Raw genomic sequence first — 19,627 nt, forward strand, 5'->3', positions numbered from 1 at the left:
TACGGGGGGGCAAACCCTTCTCCAGGGGTCGGGTTGGGGGGGGTGGGGCTCCCCCCGCGATCAGGTCCGGTAATCATCTACCGGCACACAGGCACAGAACAGGTTCCGGTCGCCAAACACATTGTCCACCCGATTCACCGCCGGCCAGTATTTGTGCAGACGCACATGGTCACTGGGCGCCACCCCCAGGGCGATACTGTAAGGCCGCTCCCACACACCCAGCACATCCGCCAGGGTATGCGGCGCATGTTTGAGCGGATTGTCTTCCGCCGGCCAGTTGCCCTCCTGCACCTCACGAATCTCCGCACGAATGCTCAGCATCGCTTCGACGAAGCGATCCAGCTCAGCCTTCGACTCGCTCTCGGTCGGCTCGACCATCAAGGTACCCGGCACCGGGAACGACATGGTCGGGGCATGGAAACCGTAATCCATCAGACGCTTGGCCACATCCTCCTCGGAAATCCCGGTCAGGGCCTTCAATGGCCGCAGATCCAGAATGCATTCATGCGCCACACGCTCGTTACGCCCCCGATACAACACCGGGAAAGCCCCGCCCAGCTGTTCGGCCAGGTAGTTGGCCGAGAGCATGGCCACCTCGCTGGCATCGGCCAGTTGCGGCCCCATCATGGCGATGTACATCCAGCTGATCGGCAGGATACTCGCGCTGCCCCAAGGGGCTGCACTTACCGCCGTGTTCTGTGGGTCCGGTCCGGGAACCGGTATCACCGGATGGCTGGCGACGAAAGGAGCCAGGTGAGCGCGCACACCAATCGGGCCCATGCCCGGCCCGCCACCCCCATGAGGAATGCAGAAGGTTTTGTGCAGGTTCATGTGCGAAACATCGGCGCCGATGTCCGCCGGTCGGGTCAGGCCGACCTGGGCATTGAGGTTGGCGCCATCCATGTACACCTGGCCACCCTCGTTGTGGATAACTTCGCAGATCTCCTTGATACCCTCTTCATACACACCATGGGTCGACGGATAGGTTGCCATCAGGCACGACAGACGCTCCCCGGCTGCCTGCGCCTTGGCCTTGAGGTCGCCCAGGTCAACGTTGCCGGCCTCGTCACACTCGACGATCACCACCTGCATGCCCGCCATTTGTGCGGATGCCGGGTTGGTGCCGTGGGCCGATGACGGGATCAGGCAAATATCGCGCTGGTGCTGGTGGCGACTGCGGTGGTACTTGGCAATGGCCATCAATCCGGCGTACTCGCCCTGCGCACCAGAGTTGGGCTGCATGCAGATGGCATCGAAGCCGGTGATTGCACACAGCCAGGCTTCCAGCTCATCGATCATCGCCTTGTAGCCCTGCACCTGAGCAGCCGGGGCAAAGGGGTGCAACAGCGCAAAGCCTGGCCAGGTGATCGGAATCATTTCGCTGCTGGCATTGAGTTTCATGGTGCAGGAGCCCAGCGGGATCATCGACTGGTTCAGCGCCAGGTCCTTGTTCTCCAGCTGCTTGAGGTAGCGCAGCATCTCGGTTTCACTGTGGTGCAGGTTGAACACCGGATGCGTAAGAAAGGTCGAGTGTCGTGCCAGGGCCGCCGGAATACCTTCCGGTAGAGCCAGGGCATCGAGGGTGGCGATATCCAGGCCGTGGTCGGCCCCCAGGAAGATATCGAACAGGCGCAGTACGGTGCTTTCATCGCAGGTCTCGTCGAGACTCACGCCCAACTGGCCACGGCCGAGAATGCGCAGGTTGATCTGCGCCGCCTCGGCACTTTCGATGATCGCCGTCTGACTACCGCCCACCTCCAGGGTCAGGGTGTCAAAGAAGTGCTCGTTAAGGCGCTTGATGCCCTTGCTCTCAAGACCGGCGGCGAGGACAAAGGTCAGCGCATGCACTCGCTGGGCGATGCGCTGCAAGCCTTCCGGGCCGTGATAGATCGCATAGAAAGCGGCGATGTTGGCCAGCAGCACCTGCGCAGTGCAGATGTTGGAGTTGGCCTTCTCGCGGCGGATATGCTGTTCCCGGGTCTGCAGGGCCATGCGCAATGCCACGTTGCCGCGCGCGTCCTTGGACACGCCGATGATGCGCCCGGGCATGGCCCGCTTGAACGCGTCACGGCAGGCAAAGTAGGCAGCATGCGGGCCACCGTAGCCCATGGGCACACCAAAGCGCTGTGACGTGCCCAGGACCACATCAGCGCCCTGCTCACCCGGCGGGGTCAGCATCAGCAGGCTGAGCAAATCGGCGGCAACGCAGGCCAGTGCCTGCTGTTTGTGCAGTTGTTCGATCAACGGCCGCAGGTCGCGGATTTCGCCATGGGTATCGGGATACTGCAGCAAGGCGCCGAACACCTGGTAGTTCGCCAGGTTATCCACAGCGTCGATCACCAGCTCAAAACCAAATCCCTCGGCACGGGTCCGCAGCACCGACAGGGTTTGTGGATGACAGTGTTCGTCGGCGAAGAACACGTTGCTTTTCGACTTGGCCATGCGCTTGGCCAGGGCCATGGCTTCAGCGGCCGCCGTGGCTTCATCGAGCAATGAGGCGTTAGCCAGGTCCAGGCCGGTGAGGTCGATGATCATCTGCTGGAAATTCAGCAAGGCTTCCAGACGGCCCTGGGCGATTTCCGGTTGATACGGTGTATAGGCGGTGTACCAGCCCGGGTTCTCAAGGACGTTGCGCAGGATGACGGTCGGTGTGACGGTCGCGTGGTAGCCCATGCCGATCAGGCTGGTCCACACCTGGTTCTGCTCGGCGTAGCCTCTGAGTTTGTTCAGGGCGGCCTGCTCATCCAGGGCGGCGGGCAAGTCCAGCGGCCGGTTCAGGCGAATGCCCGGTGGCACGGTCTGCTCAATCAGCTCACGGCGGCTGCCCAGGCTCAGGGCCTGCAGCATCGCCTGCTGCTCCGAGGCATCAGGCCCCAGGTGGCGACGCAGGAAAGGATTGGCGTCGTGCAGTTGGCTCAGGGACGGCGACTGGGACATAGCGGCTCTCTCTTCCTAGACCAAGCCCCGACCAGCCGAGGCATATTGAGTCTAGGAAGAGATTGCCGCTTTGTGTGAAAACTATTCGCCGATAGCGGCTTGGTAACCGGCGGCGTCGAGCAGTTTGTCCAGTTCGGCCTTGTCGCTTGGCTTGAGCTTGAAGATCCAGCTGCCGTACGGATCGCTGTTCAGCGACTCAGGGCTGTCGGCCAGCGCTTCGTTCACGGCGATCACTTCGCCGCTGACCGGGGCGTAGATATCCGAAGCGGCCTTGACCGACTCGACCACACCGGCGGCATCGCCAGCAGCGAAGACCTTGCCTACTTCCGCCAGCTCGACAAATACCACGTCACCCAACGCTTCCTGGGCGTGGTCGCTGATGCCGACGGTCACTGTGCCGTCGGCTTCCAGCTTGGCCCACTCATGGCTTTCGGCAAAACGCAGGTCGGCGGGGATATTGCTCATATTGTTGTCCTCGATAGGGTCAGCGGTAGGCCCGCCGGAATAGGTTCAGATCAGAATCTTGCCATGGCGCACGAAGGTCGGCTTGACCACCCGCACCGGGTACCACTTGCCGCGGATCTCCACCTCGGCACGATCGGCGGTTGCCATCGGCACCCGCGCCAGCGCAATCGATTTGCTCAGCGTAGGAGAGAAACTACCACTGGTGATCTCCCCTTCGCCAATACCGGCAACGCGAACCACCTGATGAGCGCGAAGAACGCCGCGCTCTTCGAGCACCAGGCCGACCAGTTTCTGCTCGACGCCGTGCTCGATTTCCGCCAGCAAACCGCTGCGGCCGATGAAATCCCGCTCGGCTGGCTCCCAGGCGACACTCCAACCCAGGTTGGAGGTCAGCGGCGTGTGGTCTTCGTCGATGTCCTGACCATACAGGTTCATACCGGCTTCAAGACGCAGGGTATCGCGTGCACCAAGGCCACTCGGGGCGATGCCGGCACCGATCAGATCGTTGAAGAACGCCGGGCCCTGGACGGCCGGGAAAATGATCTCGAGGCCATCCTCACCGGTGTAGCCGGTGCGGGCGATAAACCAGTCACCGTCGGCCAGGCCTTCGAAGGGTTTGAGTTCACGGATCAGTGCGGCACGAGCGGCAGGTACCAGTTCGGCGACCTTTTCCCGCGCTTGCGGGCCCTGGATGGCCAGGATCACCAGTTCCGGGCGCTCGATCAGCTCAACTTCGAAACCGCTCATGCGCGCCTGCAGCCAGGCCAGGTCCTTGTCGCGGGTCGAGGCGTTGACCACCAAGCGATAACCGTCTTCGCAGCGGTAGACGATCATATCGTCGATAACCCCGCCCTGCTCATTGAGCATGGTGCTGTACAAGGCTTTGCCAGTGGCGTTCAGACGATCGATATCGTTGGCCAGCAGATGCTGCAAACAGACGCCAGCCTGGGCGCCGCGAATATCGATCACGGTCATATGGGAAACATCGAACACCCCGCAGTCACGGCGCACCTGATGGTGCTCTTCGACCTGCGAGCCATAATGCAAGGGCATGTCCCAACCGCCAAAATCGACCATCTTGGCGCCTAGCGCCAGGTGCAGGTCATAAAGAGGCGTGCGCAGTCCCATGGGTTTCTCCTTCCGGGCGTGGCGAAGCTACGGCTGCTGGCAGCATTTCAGCTACCCGGTTTGTAGGACCGGCCGCAACGAATGCCGCGCATTGTAGCTGCAAGCTCGATGGCTGACATCCTCAGCGCGTTTGACCGACGTGCCTCGCTGATCGTCGTATCAGGCCGATGACCGGCAACAGGCCGACCAGGATCAGGGTCAAGGCAGGCAGCGAGGCACGCGCCCACTCGCCTTCGCTGGTCATTTCAAACACACGTACGGCCAGTGTGTCCCAGCCGAACGGACGCATCAGCAAGGTCGCGGGCATTTCCTTGAGCACATCGACGAACACCAGCAAGGCAGCACTCAAGGCACCCGGCACCAACAGCGGTAGATACACCTTGAAAAACAATCTTGGGCCACTGACCCCGAGGCTGCGCGACGCTTCTGGCAACGACGGGCGAATCCGTCCCAGGCTGTTTTCCAGTGGTCCGTAAGCCACGGCAATGAAGCGCACCAGGTAGGCCAGCAACAACGCATACAGACTGCCCAGCAACAACGGCCTGCCAGCACCGCCCAGCCAGTTGGACAACGGCACCACCAGCTGATTGTCCAGGTAACTGAACGCCAGCATGATCGACACCGCCAGTACCGAGCCTGGCAAGGCATAGCCAAGATTGGCCAGGCCGACCCCGGCACGGATTCCCGGTGCGGACGATTGCCGTCGCGCAAACGCCAGCACCAGGGCGACACAGACGGTGATCAGCGCCGCCATCGCCCCCAGGTACAAGGTATGCAGGATCAGGCTGGTGTAACGCTCATCAAGGTCGAAGCGCCCGCGCTGCCAGAACCACACCAGCAATTGCAGCAGCGGGATGACGAAGGCACAGGCAAACACCAGCAGGCACCAGCCACTGGCAGCCAGCGCCTTGATCCCGCGCAGGTGGTACAGCGCTTTGCCGCGAGGACGCTCGTTACTGCCGCGCACGGCGCCACGGGCACGGCGCTCACCATAGAGCACCAGCATCACCGCCAGCAGCAGCAAGCTGGCCAGCTGCGCAGCACTCGAAAGGCTGAAGAAGCCGTACCAGGTCTTGTAGATCGCGGTGGTGAAGGTGTCGAAGTTGAACACCGACACCGCACCGAAATCAGCCAGGGTTTCCATCAGCGCCAGGGCAACACCGGCACCGATGGCCGGACGCGCCATGGGCAATGCCACCCGCCAGAACGCTTGCAACGGCGAATGCCCCAGCACCCGTGCCGCCTCCATCAGGCCTTTGCCCTGGGCGAGGAAGGCATTACGCGCCAGCAGGTAGACGTAGGGATAGAACACCAGCACCAGAACGATGATCACCCCACCGGTGGAACGCACCCGCGGCAGGCGCATCGGCCCGAACCACTCGCGCAGCAGGGTTTGCACCGGCCCGGCAAAGTCCAGCAGGCCGACGAAGACAAACGCCAGCACATAGGCCGGGATCGCGAACGGCAGCATCAGCGCCCAGTCCAGCCAGCGTCGTCCGGGGAACTCGCAGAGACTGGTGAGCCAGGCCAGGCTCACCCCCAGCAGGGTGACGCCCATGCCGACGCCGACAATCAGCGTCAGGGTATTGCCCAACAGGCGGCTCATCTGGGTATCGAGCAAGTGCGACCAGATCTGCATGTCGATCGACTGCCAGGACAGCAACAGCACGCTCAGCGGCAACAGCACCAGGGCGGCAATGGCGAAAACCAGGGGATACCAGCGGCGTTGGGCGGGGTGGGCCAAAAGGAAACGTCTCTAGATGTTCAATGGCATCGCGGGGGGGGGGGGGGGTTCCCCAAACACCCAGGAAAAGGGTGGTGCCTAGGGGCGCTACCGCCGGGAGCCCTCCCCCACCAACAGACACTGGGATAAATCTCCCCCCCCCCCGATAAGGCAGCGGTAGGATAAAGCCTTGCGCTTAGTTCCAGCCAGCCCGATCCATCAGACGAATTGCCTCAGCCTGACGCTTGCCGGCGATTTCAACCGGGATGGTGTCAGCCTTGAACGTACCCCAGGCCGCCACTTCTTCCGAAGGCGCGACTTTCGGGTTGGCCGGGAATTCCTGGTTCACGCCAGCGAAGATTTTCTGCGCTTCTTCACCGGTCATCCACTCGACCAGTTTTGTCGCTGCCTCAGGATGCGGCGCGTACTTGGTCAGGCCAATGCCCGAGAGATTGACGTGCACGCCACGGTCAGCCTGGTTTGGCCAGAACAGCTTGACCGCCAGGTTCGGGTTTTCCTTGTGCAGGCGCCCGTAGTAGTAGGTGTTGACGATACCGACATCACACTGACCGGCGTTGATGGCCTGCAGCAGCGCGGTGTCATCGGAGAACACGTCGGTGGACAGGTTGTTGACCCAGCCCTTGATGATTTCCTCGGTTTTCTTCTCGCCGTGGGTTTCGATCAGGGTCGCGGTCAGCGACTGGTTGTAGACCTTCTTCGCCGTACGCAGGCACAGGCGACCTTCCCAGTTCTTGTCGGCCAGGGCTTCGTAAGTGCTCAGCTCTTCGGGTTTGACCCGCTCGGTGGAGTAGGCAATGGTCCGTGCGCGCAGGCTCAGGCCGGTCCAGTCGTGAGACGAGGCGCGATATTGCTGGGGAATGTTGGCATCGATCACCGCGGACTTGATCGGCTGCAGGATGCCCATCTGCTCGGCCTGCCAGAGGTTGCCGGCATCGACGGTCAGCAGCAGGTCGGCGGTGGCGTTCTGCCCCTCGGCCTTGATGCGCTGCATCAGCGGCGCTTCCTTGTCGGTGATGAACTTGACCTTGACCCCGGTCTTGGCGGTATAGGCGTCGAACACCGGCTTGATCAGTTCGTCGATGCGCGAGGAATACACCACCACCTCGTCCGCCGCCTGGGCGGTGCCGCCCAACAGGGTCAGAGCCAGGGCGGCCAATACGTGCTTGCGTGGCAACATGGTGCAGTCCTCGGAGTTCAAATAGAGGCGCAAATGGTAGTTAATCCCATTTGCCTTCTCAACCGAACTCACCGGGGAGGAGTTACCAGATGTTACGACATGCCGCCAACCGGCTTCAGGCCCGCGCCAGTTCCGGCAAATCGCCACTGAGGCCCAACGCCTGACGAACGAACAAGGCCTTGGCCTCGGGCATTTGCTCGACCCACTTCAGGCCGCTGTTGCGCAACCAGCGCAGTGGCAGCGGGTCGGCCTGGAACAAGCGCTCGAAACCTTCCATGGCCGCCATCAACGCCAGGTTGTGCGGCATGCGCCGACGCTCGAAGCGACTCAGCACGCGCTCATCCGCCAGGCGTTCGCCGCGCTCGTAGGCACGCAGCAACTCTTCGGCCAACACGGCCGCATCGAGAAAGCCCAGGTTGACGCCCTGCCCGGCCAACGGGTGAATGGTGTGCGCGGCATCCCCGATCAGGGCCAGACCTTCAGCCACATAACGCTTGGCATGGCGCTGGCGCAGCGGCACGCAAAGCCGCGGATCCGCCTGCAACACTGCGCCGAGACGGCCTTCGAAAGCACGTTCCAGTTGCGCGCAGAAATCGCCATCGTCCAGCTTCATCAGGCGCTCGGCCTGCTCCGGCGTCGTCGACCAGACAATCGAGCTCCATTCCTGGCGACCGTCGCGCTGCAACGGCAGGAAGGCCAAAGGCCCGTCGTCGGTGAAACGTTGCCAGGCGGTCGCCTGATGCGGCTCGGCGCAGCGCACGCTGGTGACAATCGCGTGGTGAAGGTAATCCCACTCGCGGGTCTCGCAGCCGGTCAGGCGTCGCACGGCCGAGTTAGCACCATCGGCGGCAATCACCAGCGGCGCACGCAACGTGCGGCCGTCGGCGAGGGTCAGCAGCCACTCATCGCCCGAGCGGCGCATCTGCTCCAGTCGTGCATTGGCCAGCAGGCCGACCTCGCTGTTATGCAACCGTTCCAGCAGGCCGTCCTGAACCACGCGGTTCTCGACGATATGCCCCAACGCCTCGGCATGCACACTGGCTGCGGAGAAATGGATCTGGCCGGTACCGCTACCATCCCAGACGCGCATGTCCGAGTAGGCGCTCACACGCCGCTGTGCAATCCCCGGCCAGGCCCCCACGCGTTCGAGAATGCGCTGGCTGGCCATCGACAGGGCACTGACCCTGGGTTCGAAGGCTGCCTGTTCATCGAAGGGTTTGATCGACAGCGGACTGCCATCGAGCAGGAGAATTTCCAGGCCACTGTGCTGCAATGCCAGGGCCAGGGCGCTGCCGACCATACCGGCACCGACAATCAACAGATCTGCGCGCATTTCCATGCCTTAAGCCTGTCTCGCTTGCGGCTTGAGCCGCACGTAAAGGGTTTTGTCGACCTGCGCCACCAGCTCGCCGGCAGCGTCTCGGATATCGACCTGAAGTCGTGGCAGGTATTTCTTGCCGCCTGCGGTGTGCTCGCGGATCTCGGCCAGCAACTGATCATCAACACGCAGCTCGGCGAACACCGGGCCTTTGCCCGGGGTGATGAAATCGATACTGGCAGCCTTGTCCCAGACAATGTATTCACGGCCCAGCAGCTCTATCAGCATCAGCATGTAGAACGGATCGACCATCGAATACAGACTGCCGCCAAACTGGGTGCCGACATAATTGCGATTGAACCAGCCCAGGCCCATGCGTACCTTCACCTGGCGCAAGTCCGGGCTGATGCTTTGCACGCGAATGCCAGCGCCAATGTAGGGCGGATAAAGGTTCAGCCGCCAGCGCAGCAGGCGCGCACGCCGTGCCAGTTTGCGCGGATCGTCCATGCTCAGCTCCGTGGGTCCGGGCGGGTTCCCAGGCCCATGGCCTGTCGGGCAAACCAGCGCTTGGCCGGTGGCAGCAGGTCGAGACCCAGCAGCCCCAGGTTGCGCCCGGTGGCAATCAGCGGTTGAGCACTGCCGAACAAACGGGTAACCCGGTCGGAGAAGCCCACGGTCAGGTCCTGGTCCAGGCGCTGACGCTCGCGGTAAGCCTGCAGCGTGGCGAAGTCACCCGGAACCTCAGGGCCGGCCAGCAGGCCCTCGGCCAGCGACTGCACATCACGCAGCGACAGGTTGAAACCCTGACCGGCAATCGGATGCAGGCTGTGGGCAGCATTACCGAGGACCACCAGGTGCGGACGCACCTGTTCCTGGGCTTCAATCAGCGACAAGGGGTACAGATGCCGGGCACCGACCTGGCGCAAGGCCCCCAGGCGGTAGCCGAAGACATCCTGCAGCTCGCTGAGGAAGCTGCGCTCGTCCAGTTCGGCCAAGCGTTTGGCGTCCATGCCGGCGCGGGTCCAGACCAGCGCACAGCGGTTTTCCGGCAACGGCAGCAAGGCCATTGGCCCCTCATCGGTGAAGCGCTCGAAGGCCTGGCCGCAATGCGCTTCACTCGGGGTGATGTTGGCAATCAGCGCGCTCTGGTTGTACGGCCGCTGGCTGACATGGATACCCAGCTGCTCGCGCAAGCCGGAACGGCCGCCATCAGCCAGCACTGCCAGGTCGCATTCAATCAGGGTGTCGTCGTTCAGTGACAACCGATAACCGTCTTCCAGCGCCTGCATGGCCGTTACTTCAGCCGGGCAACGCCAGCTCACCACCTCGGCATCCAGGCCTTTCCACAGGCACTGGCCAAGCCAGGCGTTCTCCACCACATAACCCAGCGCGGGAACCCCTTCCTCCAGTGCATCCAGACGCGTGGCGCCAAACCGGCCACGGTCGGAGACCTGGATCTGGCGGATCGGCTCGGCCCGCCGGGCGATCTGTTGCCACAGGCCCAGACGCTCATAGATCTGTCGGGTACCGAAGGACAGGGCCGAGGAGCGCGCGTCATAACTCGGCTGGTAGGTGTCACCCGGCGCAAAGGGCTCGATCAGCAGGATCTTCCAGCCGCGAGCCTTGGCCCCGGCTTGCAAGGCAAGCGCCAGGCTGGCGCCGACCAGGCCACCGCCAATAATTGCCAGATTGACCCGATTCATGCCGCAGCACTGCGCGCAGCAGCCATCAAGGCCTCGATTTCGGCGACAGTCTTCGGCACACCTGAAGTCAGGATTTCACAGCCCTGCTTTGTTACCACTACGTCATCCTCGATACGTACACCAATGCCACGCCATTTCTTCGCGACACTCTGGTTATCGGCACCGATGTAGATGCCAGGTTCCACCGTCAGGGCCATGCCCGGCTCGAGCACACGCCACTGACCGCCGACCTTGTATTCGCCGACATCATGCACATCCATGCCCAGCCAGTGACCGGCGCGGTGCATGTAGAAGGCCCGATAGGCCTCACTTTCGATCAGTTCTTCGACAGTGCCCTTGAGCAGCCCCAACGCCACCAGCCCTTCGGTGATCACTTGCACTGTCGCTTCATGGGCGTGATTCCAGTGCTTGCCTGGCGCGATAACGGCAAAGGCGGCTTCCTGCGCCTTGAGCACCAGTTCATAGATCGCCTTCTGCTCCGGCGAGAACTCCCCGCTGACCGGGAAAGTACGGGTGATGTCGCTGGCGTAGCAGTCGATCTCGCAACCGGCGTCGATCAACACCAGGTCACCGTCCTTGAGCAGCGCGTCGTTCTCCTGGTAGTGCAGGATGCAGCTATTGCGCCCGGCCGCGACAATCGAGCCGTAGGCCGGCATTTTCGCCCCGCCCTTGCGGAACTCGTAATCCAGCTCGGCTTCCAGACTGTACTCGCGCAGTCCCGCACGACAGGCCTGCATGGCCCGCACATGGGCACGGGCGGAAATCGCCGCGGCCTCGCGCATCACTTTCACTTCTGCTGCCGACTTATACAGGCGCATGTCGTGCAGGAGATGATCCAGGGCAACGAACTCGTTCGGTGGCTGGGCGCCAAGACGGGCCTTGGAGCGGATCACATTGATCCACTCCATCAGGTGACGGTCGAATTCCGGGTTGCTGCCCATGGCCGAGTAAACCCGGTCACGGCCTTCGATAAGGCCGGGCAGGATGTCGTCGATGTCGGTAATGGGGAAGGCGTCATCGGCACCGAAGTCGCGCACCGCGCCCTCCTGACCTGCGCGCAGCCCGTCCCACAGCTCGCGCTCTGGGTTGCGTTCACGGCAGAACAGCACGTATTCGCCATGCTCGCGCCCCGGGATCAGGGCGATTACTGCTTCAGGCTCGGGGAAACCGCTCAGGTACTGGAAGTCGCTGTCCTGGCGGTACACATGCTCGACGTCGCGATTGCGAATGGCAACCGCGGCGGCGGGCAGGATGGCAATACTGTTGGGCTCCATCTGCGCCATCAGCGCCTTGCGTCGACGGGCGTATTCCGACTTGGGGATATGGCTCATGGGCAGAAGGGTCCCTCAACAATCAGTGCAGCGAAGGTTTGGCAGCAGGCTCAACCGGTTTGGCCAGCTCCGTGTACAGCAACAGAGGGGCGACGCGCAGGTACTCCATGACTTCCATGTAGTCGCTTTCGCCGTCCTCGGACTCTTCCAGAGCGTCCTGAACCTGGGAGATGGCATCCAGATCCTGGAGAATTTCCTTGGCCTCGACGCTCAGGGTCAGGCCGCCGGAATTCAGGCCAAAACCATAGAGGAAGCCCTTGCACCACTCACCCAGGGCCACAGCCCGGTCGGTCAGCGCGGCTTCATCGCCCGGCAGCAGCAAGACAACAGTGATATCGTCGCCGGTGAGTTCACCTTTGACCATCTCCTGCAGGCCGATCAAAGCGTTGCGAACATTGTCTGCCGGATCGTTTTCCAGCAGGTGGGCGGCATCGGCCAGCCAGGCCTCGGCGTCGAAGCCGGCGCCTGCGCAGCTGCGTCCGAGCAATAGCCCGTGCAGCTCGGCAGGGGAAACAGGATGCCCATTACTGCTGAGCAAGGTGGCGAAAGCGGTATACGGCGAATTGGTATTGGGCATGGGCAACTAGGCGCCAGACGGCGCAATGACTAGAATGAAGACCTTGTATCCTAGCACCGGCAGGCGCGCCAAGACCATCGACGCGGCCAACTCGGGGCAGGCCAGGGCATAAACCGGGCAACCACCCCCAGAGCGAATCGAGTGGCAACCAATGCAAGAGAACGATCTGCAAACGCTGATGGGCCGATTCGAGCTGCTGATTGAGCGAGTCGAGCAACTAAAACGGCAAAACGCACTCCTATTAGCTCAGGAAAAGTCCTGGCGCGAGGAGCGCGCCCACCTCATCGAAAAAAACGAAATCGCCCGGCGTAAGGTCGAATCGATGATTTTGCGACTCAAGGCCCTGGAGCAAGACTCATGAGTTCAAGCAATAGCGTCACCGTTCAGATCCTCGACAAAGAATATTCGATCATCTGTCCGCCCGAAGAGCGCAGCAACCTGGTCAGCGCCGCACGCTACCTGGATGGCAAAATGCGTGAGATCCGCAGCAGCGGCAAAGTCATCGGTGCCGACCGGATTGCGGTGATGGCTGCACTGAACATCACTCACGACCTGCTGCACAATCAGGAACGTCCTGAAGTTCCAGCCGGTGGCGCCACCCGCGAACAGGTCCGCGACCTGCTTGAGCGCGTCGATCAGGCACTGAGTGACGATCAAGATTCAAATAAGGGTTGAGTATCGGTATACTGGCGCCACTCCCTGGAGTGCTTGCCAGTCGGTCATGTCCCTGAGCCGATACGCACAACCACGGGGGTTGCACGTGGGGCAGGTGTGCATGTCCGCTTGACGGAAAGCCTTAACGCCTCCTGCAATCTCCACCTTGAACTTTCGGGTTCAAGGGCTACACCGACAGCGGTTCGTCGGGGAGCCTGAATTACCTTTGCCCGCGCCCTCAAGCGGGCAAATCGAGCTGTCACCCTGCTGGGGGCAGCCCTCTCTGGGAAACGCCCGTGCCATGACCGACACCGCGCCGCTCACCCGCCCCCAACTCCGCCGCCTGCTACGCGATGCCCGCCGTGCCTTGAGCCCGGCCCAGCAACGTCAGGCTGCGCTTGGGCTGTACCGGCAACTGGCCCAGCATCCGCTGTTCCGCCGCGCCCGGCACATCGCCCTGTACCTGCCCAATGATTGCGAGATCGACCCGCGCCTGCTGCTGCGCGAGGCGCAGCGGCGAGGCAAACGCACCTATCTTCCGGTGCTGCACGCCTGGCCAAAAAGCAAAATGGTCTTTCAGCGTATCGAGCAGGGTGAAAAGCTGCGCCGCAACCGATTCCGTATCGCCGAACCGCACATCAATCTGGCGCGGCAACGGCCGATCTGGGCGCTGGACCTGATCCTGCTGCCGCTGGTGGGATTTGACGAGGAAGGTGGCCGACTGGGTATGGGCGGTGGTTTCTATGATCGCAGCCTGGCCTATCAAGCCCGCCGCAAGGCCTGGAAAAAGCCGTTGCTACTGGGCCTGGCGCATGAGTGCCAAAAAGTCGAACGACTGGCTCAGGCCAGCTGGGATGTACCGCTACAAGGAACGGTCTCGGACCGTGGTTGGTATCTGGCGCCTGTCTGAGAGGCGCCAGTAAAGCGATCAACGTTGTTGCGGATTGACCGGCATTTCGTATGGAGCGTCAAGTTTGCGCTCCCACAGGCTTTGCGCATAACCGGTAGTGACCACACCCAAACCGAACAGAAACACCAGAATCCAGAGCAAGTCCGGTTTGCGATTCATTGATTGCCCCCCTCAGGCAAACTGATCACGTTGTCAGCAACGTTTTTTAGTGGTTGCAGCAGCGTCAAGCTTAAAATGGGCGCATTCTCCGACAACCTGCGTCGACACGCAAACCTTGACGCCAACCGACTGTCGGTTTCATGCAACAGGTTATTTCAAATTTCGCCAGGAGCAGCACCGATGGCCTATTGGCTGATGAAATCCGAGCCCGACGAACTCTCGATCAAGGATCTGGCGCGCTTGAAAGAGACGCGCTGGGACGGCGTTCGCAACTATCAGGCGCGCAATTTCCTGCGCAGCATGGCGGTGGGTGACCAGTTTTTCTTCTATCACTCCAGCTGCCCCGAGCCCGGAATCGCCGGTATCGCCCGGATCAGTGCCGCCGCCTACCCCGACCCGACAGCCCTGGACCCGCAAAGCCATTACTTCGATGGCAAGGCCAGCGATGAAAAGAATCCCTGGAGCGCTGTCGATGTAGCCCATGTGGAGACCTTCGGCAAAGTCCTCGGCCTGGGTTACCTCAAACAGCAGACGGCGCTGGCTGAACTGCCTCTGGTACAGAAAGGCAGCCGCCTGTCAGTCATGCCGGTTACGCCCGAACAATGGGCCGCGGTACTCGCACTGCGTTAAACAGGGTAGGATTGCCGCACATTTGACGAACATCAACGCACCAGGATCGGTGCCACGTCACACTCTGACGTGAATGCAGCAGGACGCAGACTGATGAGCCAACATACCCCGAAACTCTTCGCCGGTGCCTTGATCGCCCTGCTTCTGGCTGCGGGCGGCCTGGGTTACTGGAAATCCCTGCACGACCGCCTGCCCGAAGGCCTGAGCATGGGCAATGGCCGGCTCGAAGCCACTGAAGTGCAGATCGCCAGCAAGATTCCCGGGCGCCTGGCCGAGGTACTGGTCGACGAAGGCGATGTGGTTCGCCAGGGCCAGCTGCTGGCGCGCATCGACACCCGCACCCTCGAAGCCCAACGCAACCAGGCTGAAGCCGAAGTGCTGCGGGCCCAGGAAAACTACGCGGCGGCCCAGGCCAATGTGCAACTGCGCCAGAGCGAACAACTGCTGGCCAGCCAGGAGCTCAAGCGGGTCCGGGAAATTTTCCAGCGCAAATACGCGAGTCAGCAATTACTCGACCAACAGCAGGCGCGCTACGACACCGCCTGTTCCGCAGTGGTCGCGGCGCGCGCTCAACTGGCCGCGATCAAGGCGGCTATCGGTGCCGCCCAGGCCCAGGTTGCACAACTCACCAGCGAGATTGATGACAGCAGCTTGCGGGCCCCCATCGACGGCGTCATCCAGCTGCGCCTGGCCGAGCCGGGTGAAGTCCTCGGCGCTGGCGGCCGGGTGTTGATGCTGATCGACCCGAACGACCAGTACATGAACCTTTACCTGCCAGCTTCGACCACCGGCCGACTGACCGTCGGTGATCAAGCCCGGGTGGTGCTCGACGCTCTGCCGGAAAAAGCCCTGCCGGCAAAAATCGCGTTTGTAGCCGCCAAGGCCCAATTCACGCCGAAACAGGTGGAAACCCGCGATGAACGGCAGAAGCTGGTGTTCCGGGTCAAGCTGCGTCTGACCGAACCCAGCGCCGTACCTCAGGCCAAGCCCGGCATGCCAGGTGCGGGCTACGTACGCACCGCTGAAGTGGGCTGGCCGGCCAATCTGCAATGAACGCACTGGCGCTGCAGGCCGAGGGCATCAGCCACCGCTACGGCACGCTGGACGCCCTGCAGGACATTACCTTCCACCTGCCGGCCGGCACCCGTTGCGGCCTGATCGGCCCGGACGGTGCTGGCAAGTCCAGCCTGCTGGGGCTGATCGCCGGGGTGAAAAAGCTGCAGGCCGGTGAGCTTTCGGTACTCGGTGGTTCGATCCGCAAACGTCGTCACCGCAATAGTCTGTACCCGCGGATCGCCTTCATGCCCCAGGGCCTGGGCAACAACCTCTACCCTGAACTGTCGATCAGCGAAAACATCCGCTTCTTCGCCACCCTGTTCGGCCTCAGTGCCACGGAGTGTGAGCAGCGCATGCACAACCTGCTGCTGGCTACCGACCTCGCCCGATTTGCCGAGCGGCCAGCGGGCAAGTTGTCCGGCGGCATGAAGCAGAAACTCGGTTTGTGCTGCGCGCTGATCCACGAGCCGGACCTGTTGATCCTCGACGAGCCGACTACCGGCGTCGACCCGCTGTCACGCCGGCGCTTCTGGGAGCTGGTTGAACAGGTACGCCAGGAGCGGCCGCAGTTGACCCTGCTGGTGGCCACCGCCTACATGGAAGAGGCCGAGCAGTTCGAGCATTGCCTGATGCTCGATCGCGGCCGGTTGATTGCCTCAGGGCTCAGTCAGGACCTGGCCAGCGTCACCGCCAGTGGCAAACTGGATGACGCCTTCACGCACTTCCAGGGTGACAGCGCCCACGACGCCCAGCCCTTGCAGATACCTCCGCGCCCTGCCGGTGACGCAACGATTGCCATCGAAGCCCATGAACTGACCCTGCGCTTCGGTGACTTCACCGCTGTGAACAAGGTCAGCTTCGCCATCGGCCGCGGTGAAATTTTCGGCTTTCTCGGTTCCAACGGCTGCGGCAAGACCACCACCATGAAGGTGCTCACGGGCTTGATGCCTGCCAGCGAAGGCAGCGCCACCCTGCTCGGCCGCCCGGTGGATGCCAAGGACCTGGCCACACGCAAGCGGGTCGGCTTCATGTCCCAGAGTTTTTCGCTGTATGGCGAGCTCAGCGTGCGCCAGAACCTCGAGCTGCACGCACGGCTTTTCGACCTGCCCAAAACCGAAAGCGCACCGCGCATCGCCGAGCTGATCGAGCGTTTTGACCTCGGCGAGATTGCCGACCAGCAATCCGGCGCCCTGCCCCTGGGCCTGCGTCAGCGCTTGTCGCTGGCGGTGGCGGTGCTGCACCGCCCTGAGGTGTTGATCCTCGACGAGCCCACTTCGGGGGTCGACCCGGCTGCGCGCGATGACTTCTGGTGTCTGCTGATCGAACTGTCACGGGACCAGGGTGTGACCATCTTCCTGTCCACCCACTTCATGAACGAAGCGCTGCGCTGTGACCGTATTTCCCTGATGCACGCCGGCAAGGTGCTGGCCTGCGACACGCCGGCAGCGCTGCAACAACAGTTTGCCGGTGACACTCTGGAAGACGCGTTCGTCACCTGCCTGGAGCAGGCCCAAGGGGTCAGCGAAGCGCCTGCAGCCACAACCCAGCTGGATACACCTGGCGCAGCAAGCCCGCTCCCCATGTCCCAGGGTTTCAGCATCAGACGCCTGTTTGCCGTGGCCACCCGCGAGGGCAAAGAACTACTGCGTGACAAAGTGCGCCTGGCATTCGCCCTGCTCGGCGCCGTGTTCATGATGGTGATCTTCGGCTACGGCATCTCGCTGGATGTCGAGAACCTCGCCTTCGCCGTCTATGACCAGGACCAGAGTCCGCAAAGCCGGGCCTACCTGGAAGCCTTCCGCGGCTCGCGCTACTTCGCCGAGCAAGCGCCAATCAGCGATTCGGCGCAGTTGCACAAACGCTTGCAGCGTTCGGAAATCAAGCTCGCCCTGGAGATCCCCCCCGGCTTCGGCCGCGACCTGCATGCCGGGCGCCAACCGGTGGTGGCGGCCTGGCTCGACGGTGGCATGCCGTTTCGCGCCGAGACCAGCCGCAACTACGTCGAAGCCGTGCACCAGGCCAACCTTGAGCAACTGGCAGCGCTGAGCAGCAAGGCGCAACCCGGGCAATCCCCGGTGCGCCTGGAAACCCGCTTTCGCTACAACCAGGACGTGGTCAGCGTCAACGCCATCGGCCCGGGGGTAATGGCACTGATCCTGGCCTTTATTCCAGCCATGCTCACCGCCCTGGGGATTGTCCGTGAGAAAGAGCTGGGCTCGATCACCAACTTTTACGCCACACCGCTGACCCGCCTGGAATTCCTCCTCGGCAAGCAGGCGCCGTACCTGGCGATAAGCTTGATCAACCTGGCGTTGCTGGTGGCGATGAACCGCTGGCTGTTCAACGTGCCGTTCAAAGGCAGTGCCGTGGCCCTGGCCTGTGGCGGTCTGTTGTACCTGCTGGCAACCACTAGCCTGGGCCTGCTGATCTCGGCGTTCACCCGTACCCAGATCGCCGCGATTCTCGGCACCATGATCATCACCAGCCTGCCGACCATCCAGTTTTCAGGCCTGATCGTACCCCGCTCCTCACTCGATGGTTCGGCAGCGCTGATGGGCCAACTGTTCCCGGCCGGCTACTTTCTCGACATTGCCGTCGGCACTTTCACCAAGGCTCTGGGCCTGCGCGAACTGTGGCCACAATGCCTGGCGTTGCTGGGCTTCTTTCTCGGGTTCACCGGCCTGAGCCTGGCCATGCTGAAGAAGCAGGAGGTCTGATGCATCGCTTGGCACACACCCTGCGCCTGGGTCTCAAAGAGCTGACCAGCCTGCGCCACGACAGCGTCCTGCTGCTGTTCCTGCTCTACGCCTTCAGCGTGGCGATCTACATGCCGGCGGCGGGATCGATCATCGGCGTGCACAACGCCAGCGTGGCGGTCATCGACGAAGACCACAGCCAGCTCTCGCGCAAGCTGGCCGAAGCCCTGCAACCACCGGAATTCCAGACCGCCGTACCGCTGGCCTATGACCAGCTCGACCAAGCCATGGACAGTGGCCTGTACACCTTCGTGATCAATGTCCCGGTCAAGTTCCAGAGCGACCTGCTGGCCGGACGCTCGCCGGAGCTGCAGGTCAATGTCGACGCCACCGCCATGAGCCAGGCATTCATGGGCGCCGGCTACATCGGGCGGATCTTCGAACGGGAGTTGCTGGACTACGCCAACCAGGGCTCGGCGGCATCCAGCAGCCCGGCGCTGATCAGCCCGAGGGCGCTGTTCAATCCGAACCTGGAGGGCGGCTGGTTTCTGGCGGTGATCCAGATCGTCAACAACATCACCATCCTGGCCATTGTCCTTACCGGCACCGCGCTGTTGCGCGAGCGCGAACACGGCACCCTCGATCATCTGCTGGTGCTGCCCCTGACGGCACTGGAAATCATGCTGGCCAAGATCGGCAGTAATGCCCTGGTGGTGGTGCTGTGCACCTGGGTGTCGCTGGAGGTGGTGGTCAAGGGTGCACTGGGTGTGCCGCTGGCAGGTTCGCTGGGGTTGTTCCTGGCAGTCACTGCCCTGTATCTGTTCGCCAGTACGGCATTGGGGATCTTCCTTGCCACACTGGCGCGTTCGACCCCGCAATTCGGTCTGCTGGCGATTCCGGTGATCATCCCCATGCTCTTGCTGTCCGGCGGCAGCACGCCGCTGGACAGCATGCCGCAGTGGCTGCAGTGGGTCATGCAGCTGTCGCCTTCGACCCACTTTGTCAGCCTCAGCGCGGCCATCCTGTTTCGCGACGGCGGGCTGGCTGTGGTCTGGCCCGACCTGCTGGCTCTGGCCGGCATCGGACTGGCATTCTTCGCCGTGGCGCTGGGGCGTTTTCGCCGCAGCCTCACATCCTAGTAA

The 19,627-nt window shown here is 62.5% G+C and carries 18 protein-coding genes and 1 other RNA gene; 8 read left to right on the forward strand and 11 right to left on the reverse strand.

Features of this window, described 5'->3' with window-relative positions; all coding sequences use genetic code 11:
- Positions 1-60: 60 nt before the first annotated feature.
- The 10 genes from gcvP to ACO6VD_RS07705 form a co-directional block, all read right to left on the reverse strand.
- A complete protein-coding gene (gene gcvP, locus ACO6VD_RS07660; protein ID WP_422418086.1) occupies positions 61-2,937 on the reverse strand; it encodes an aminomethyl-transferring glycine dehydrogenase in 2,877 nt (958 codons plus the stop codon).
- A gap of 81 nt (positions 2,938-3,018) precedes the next feature.
- The gene (gcvH, locus tag ACO6VD_RS07665) at positions 3,019-3,402 is read right to left on the reverse strand and encodes a glycine cleavage system protein GcvH (protein ID WP_038615684.1); all 384 of its coding nucleotides are present in this window, start codon (positions 3,400-3,402) and stop codon (positions 3,019-3,021) included.
- A gap of 45 nt (positions 3,403-3,447) precedes the next feature.
- On the reverse strand, positions 3,448-4,530 hold the full coding sequence (gene gcvT / locus ACO6VD_RS07670; RefSeq protein ID WP_422418088.1) for a glycine cleavage system aminomethyltransferase GcvT: 1,083 nt from the start codon (positions 4,528-4,530) through the stop codon (positions 3,448-3,450).
- 121 nt (positions 4,531-4,651) lie between these two features.
- Entirely contained in the window at positions 4,652-6,274 is a 1,623-nt protein-coding gene (locus ACO6VD_RS07675; protein WP_422418090.1) for an ABC transporter permease, read from the reverse strand.
- Between the two features lie 175 nt (positions 6,275-6,449).
- Positions 6,450-7,451, reverse strand: a complete 1,002-nt coding sequence (locus ACO6VD_RS07680) for an extracellular solute-binding protein (protein WP_422418092.1) — start codon at positions 7,449-7,451, stop codon at positions 6,450-6,452.
- Positions 7,452-7,566: 115 nt separating this feature from the next.
- Positions 7,567-8,784 (reverse strand): 2-octaprenyl-3-methyl-6-methoxy-1,4-benzoquinol hydroxylase, encoded by a 1,218-nt coding sequence (locus ACO6VD_RS07685; RefSeq protein WP_422418199.1) that lies wholly within the window; start codon positions 8,782-8,784, stop codon positions 7,567-7,569.
- Between the two features lie 9 nt (positions 8,785-8,793).
- On the reverse strand, positions 8,794-9,276 hold the full coding sequence (locus ACO6VD_RS07690; protein ID WP_422418093.1) for a DUF4442 domain-containing protein: 483 nt from the start codon (positions 9,274-9,276) through the stop codon (positions 8,794-8,796).
- A gap of 2 nt (positions 9,277-9,278) precedes the next feature.
- Positions 9,279-10,472 (reverse strand): 2-octaprenyl-6-methoxyphenyl hydroxylase, encoded by a 1,194-nt coding sequence (gene ubiH / locus ACO6VD_RS07695; protein WP_422418095.1) that lies wholly within the window; start codon positions 10,470-10,472, stop codon positions 9,279-9,281.
- A complete protein-coding gene (gene pepP / locus ACO6VD_RS07700; protein ID WP_400171282.1) occupies positions 10,469-11,803 on the reverse strand; it encodes a Xaa-Pro aminopeptidase in 1,335 nt (444 codons plus the stop codon). The genes ubiH and pepP overlap by 4 nt, the downstream gene beginning before the upstream one ends.
- A gap of 22 nt (positions 11,804-11,825) precedes the next feature.
- Entirely contained in the window at positions 11,826-12,380 is a 555-nt protein-coding gene (locus tag ACO6VD_RS07705; RefSeq protein WP_422418097.1) for a YecA family protein, read from the reverse strand.
- Between the two features lie 151 nt (positions 12,381-12,531).
- Here ACO6VD_RS07705 and ACO6VD_RS07710 point away from each other — a divergent pair, with 151 nt between their 5' ends.
- The 4 genes from ACO6VD_RS07710 to ACO6VD_RS07725 all read left to right on the forward strand — a co-directional run bounded on the left by ACO6VD_RS07710 (position 12,532) and on the right by ACO6VD_RS07725 (position 13,944).
- Complete coding sequence (locus ACO6VD_RS07710) at positions 12,532-12,741, forward strand: TIGR02449 family protein (RefSeq protein WP_203479022.1); 210 nt, start codon at positions 12,532-12,534, stop codon at positions 12,739-12,741.
- Positions 12,738-13,055: a cell division protein ZapA gene (locus tag ACO6VD_RS07715; RefSeq protein ID WP_400171284.1), complete on the forward strand. Its 318-nt coding sequence runs from the start codon at positions 12,738-12,740 to the stop codon at positions 13,053-13,055. The genes ACO6VD_RS07710 and ACO6VD_RS07715 overlap by 4 nt, the downstream gene beginning before the upstream one ends.
- 18 nt (positions 13,056-13,073) lie before the next feature.
- Positions 13,074-13,251: non-coding RNA, 6S RNA (ssrS, locus tag ACO6VD_RS07720), on the forward strand.
- A gap of 84 nt (positions 13,252-13,335) precedes the next feature.
- Positions 13,336-13,944, forward strand: a complete 609-nt coding sequence (locus ACO6VD_RS07725) for a 5-formyltetrahydrofolate cyclo-ligase (RefSeq protein ID WP_422418099.1) — start codon at positions 13,336-13,338, stop codon at positions 13,942-13,944.
- Positions 13,945-13,962: 18 nt separating this feature from the next.
- Here ACO6VD_RS07725 and ACO6VD_RS07730 read toward each other — a convergent pair whose 3' ends face one another.
- The gene (locus tag ACO6VD_RS07730; protein WP_165392175.1) at positions 13,963-14,103 is read right to left on the reverse strand and encodes a hypothetical protein; all 141 of its coding nucleotides are present in this window, start codon (positions 14,101-14,103) and stop codon (positions 13,963-13,965) included.
- Between the two features lie 180 nt (positions 14,104-14,283).
- On the opposite strand from ACO6VD_RS07730, the gene ACO6VD_RS07735 reads away from it, so the two are divergent.
- The 4 genes from ACO6VD_RS07735 to ACO6VD_RS07750 all read left to right on the forward strand — a co-directional run bounded on the left by ACO6VD_RS07735 (position 14,284) and on the right by ACO6VD_RS07750 (position 19,624).
- On the forward strand, positions 14,284-14,733 hold the full coding sequence (locus ACO6VD_RS07735; protein ID WP_422418100.1) for an EVE domain-containing protein: 450 nt from the start codon (positions 14,284-14,286) through the stop codon (positions 14,731-14,733).
- Positions 14,734-14,826: 93 nt separating this feature from the next.
- Positions 14,827-15,786 carry an HlyD family secretion protein gene (locus tag ACO6VD_RS07740; RefSeq protein ID WP_422418102.1) on the forward strand — a complete coding sequence of 320 codons (960 nt, stop codon included), beginning with the start codon at positions 14,827-14,829 and terminating at the stop codon, positions 15,784-15,786.
- Positions 15,783-18,506, forward strand: a complete 2,724-nt coding sequence (gene rbbA / locus ACO6VD_RS07745; RefSeq protein WP_422418104.1) for a ribosome-associated ATPase/putative transporter RbbA — start codon at positions 15,783-15,785, stop codon at positions 18,504-18,506. Before ACO6VD_RS07740 ends, rbbA begins: the two co-directional genes overlap by 4 nt.
- Entirely contained in the window at positions 18,506-19,624 is a 1,119-nt protein-coding gene (locus tag ACO6VD_RS07750; protein ID WP_422418106.1) for an ABC transporter permease, read from the forward strand. Before rbbA ends, ACO6VD_RS07750 begins: the two co-directional genes overlap by 1 nt.
- Positions 19,625-19,627 lie beyond the last annotated feature (3 nt).

This window comes from Pseudomonas sp. GZD-222 (assembly GCF_049310525.1).
Taxonomy (GTDB): domain Bacteria; phylum Pseudomonadota; class Gammaproteobacteria; order Pseudomonadales; family Pseudomonadaceae; genus Aquipseudomonas.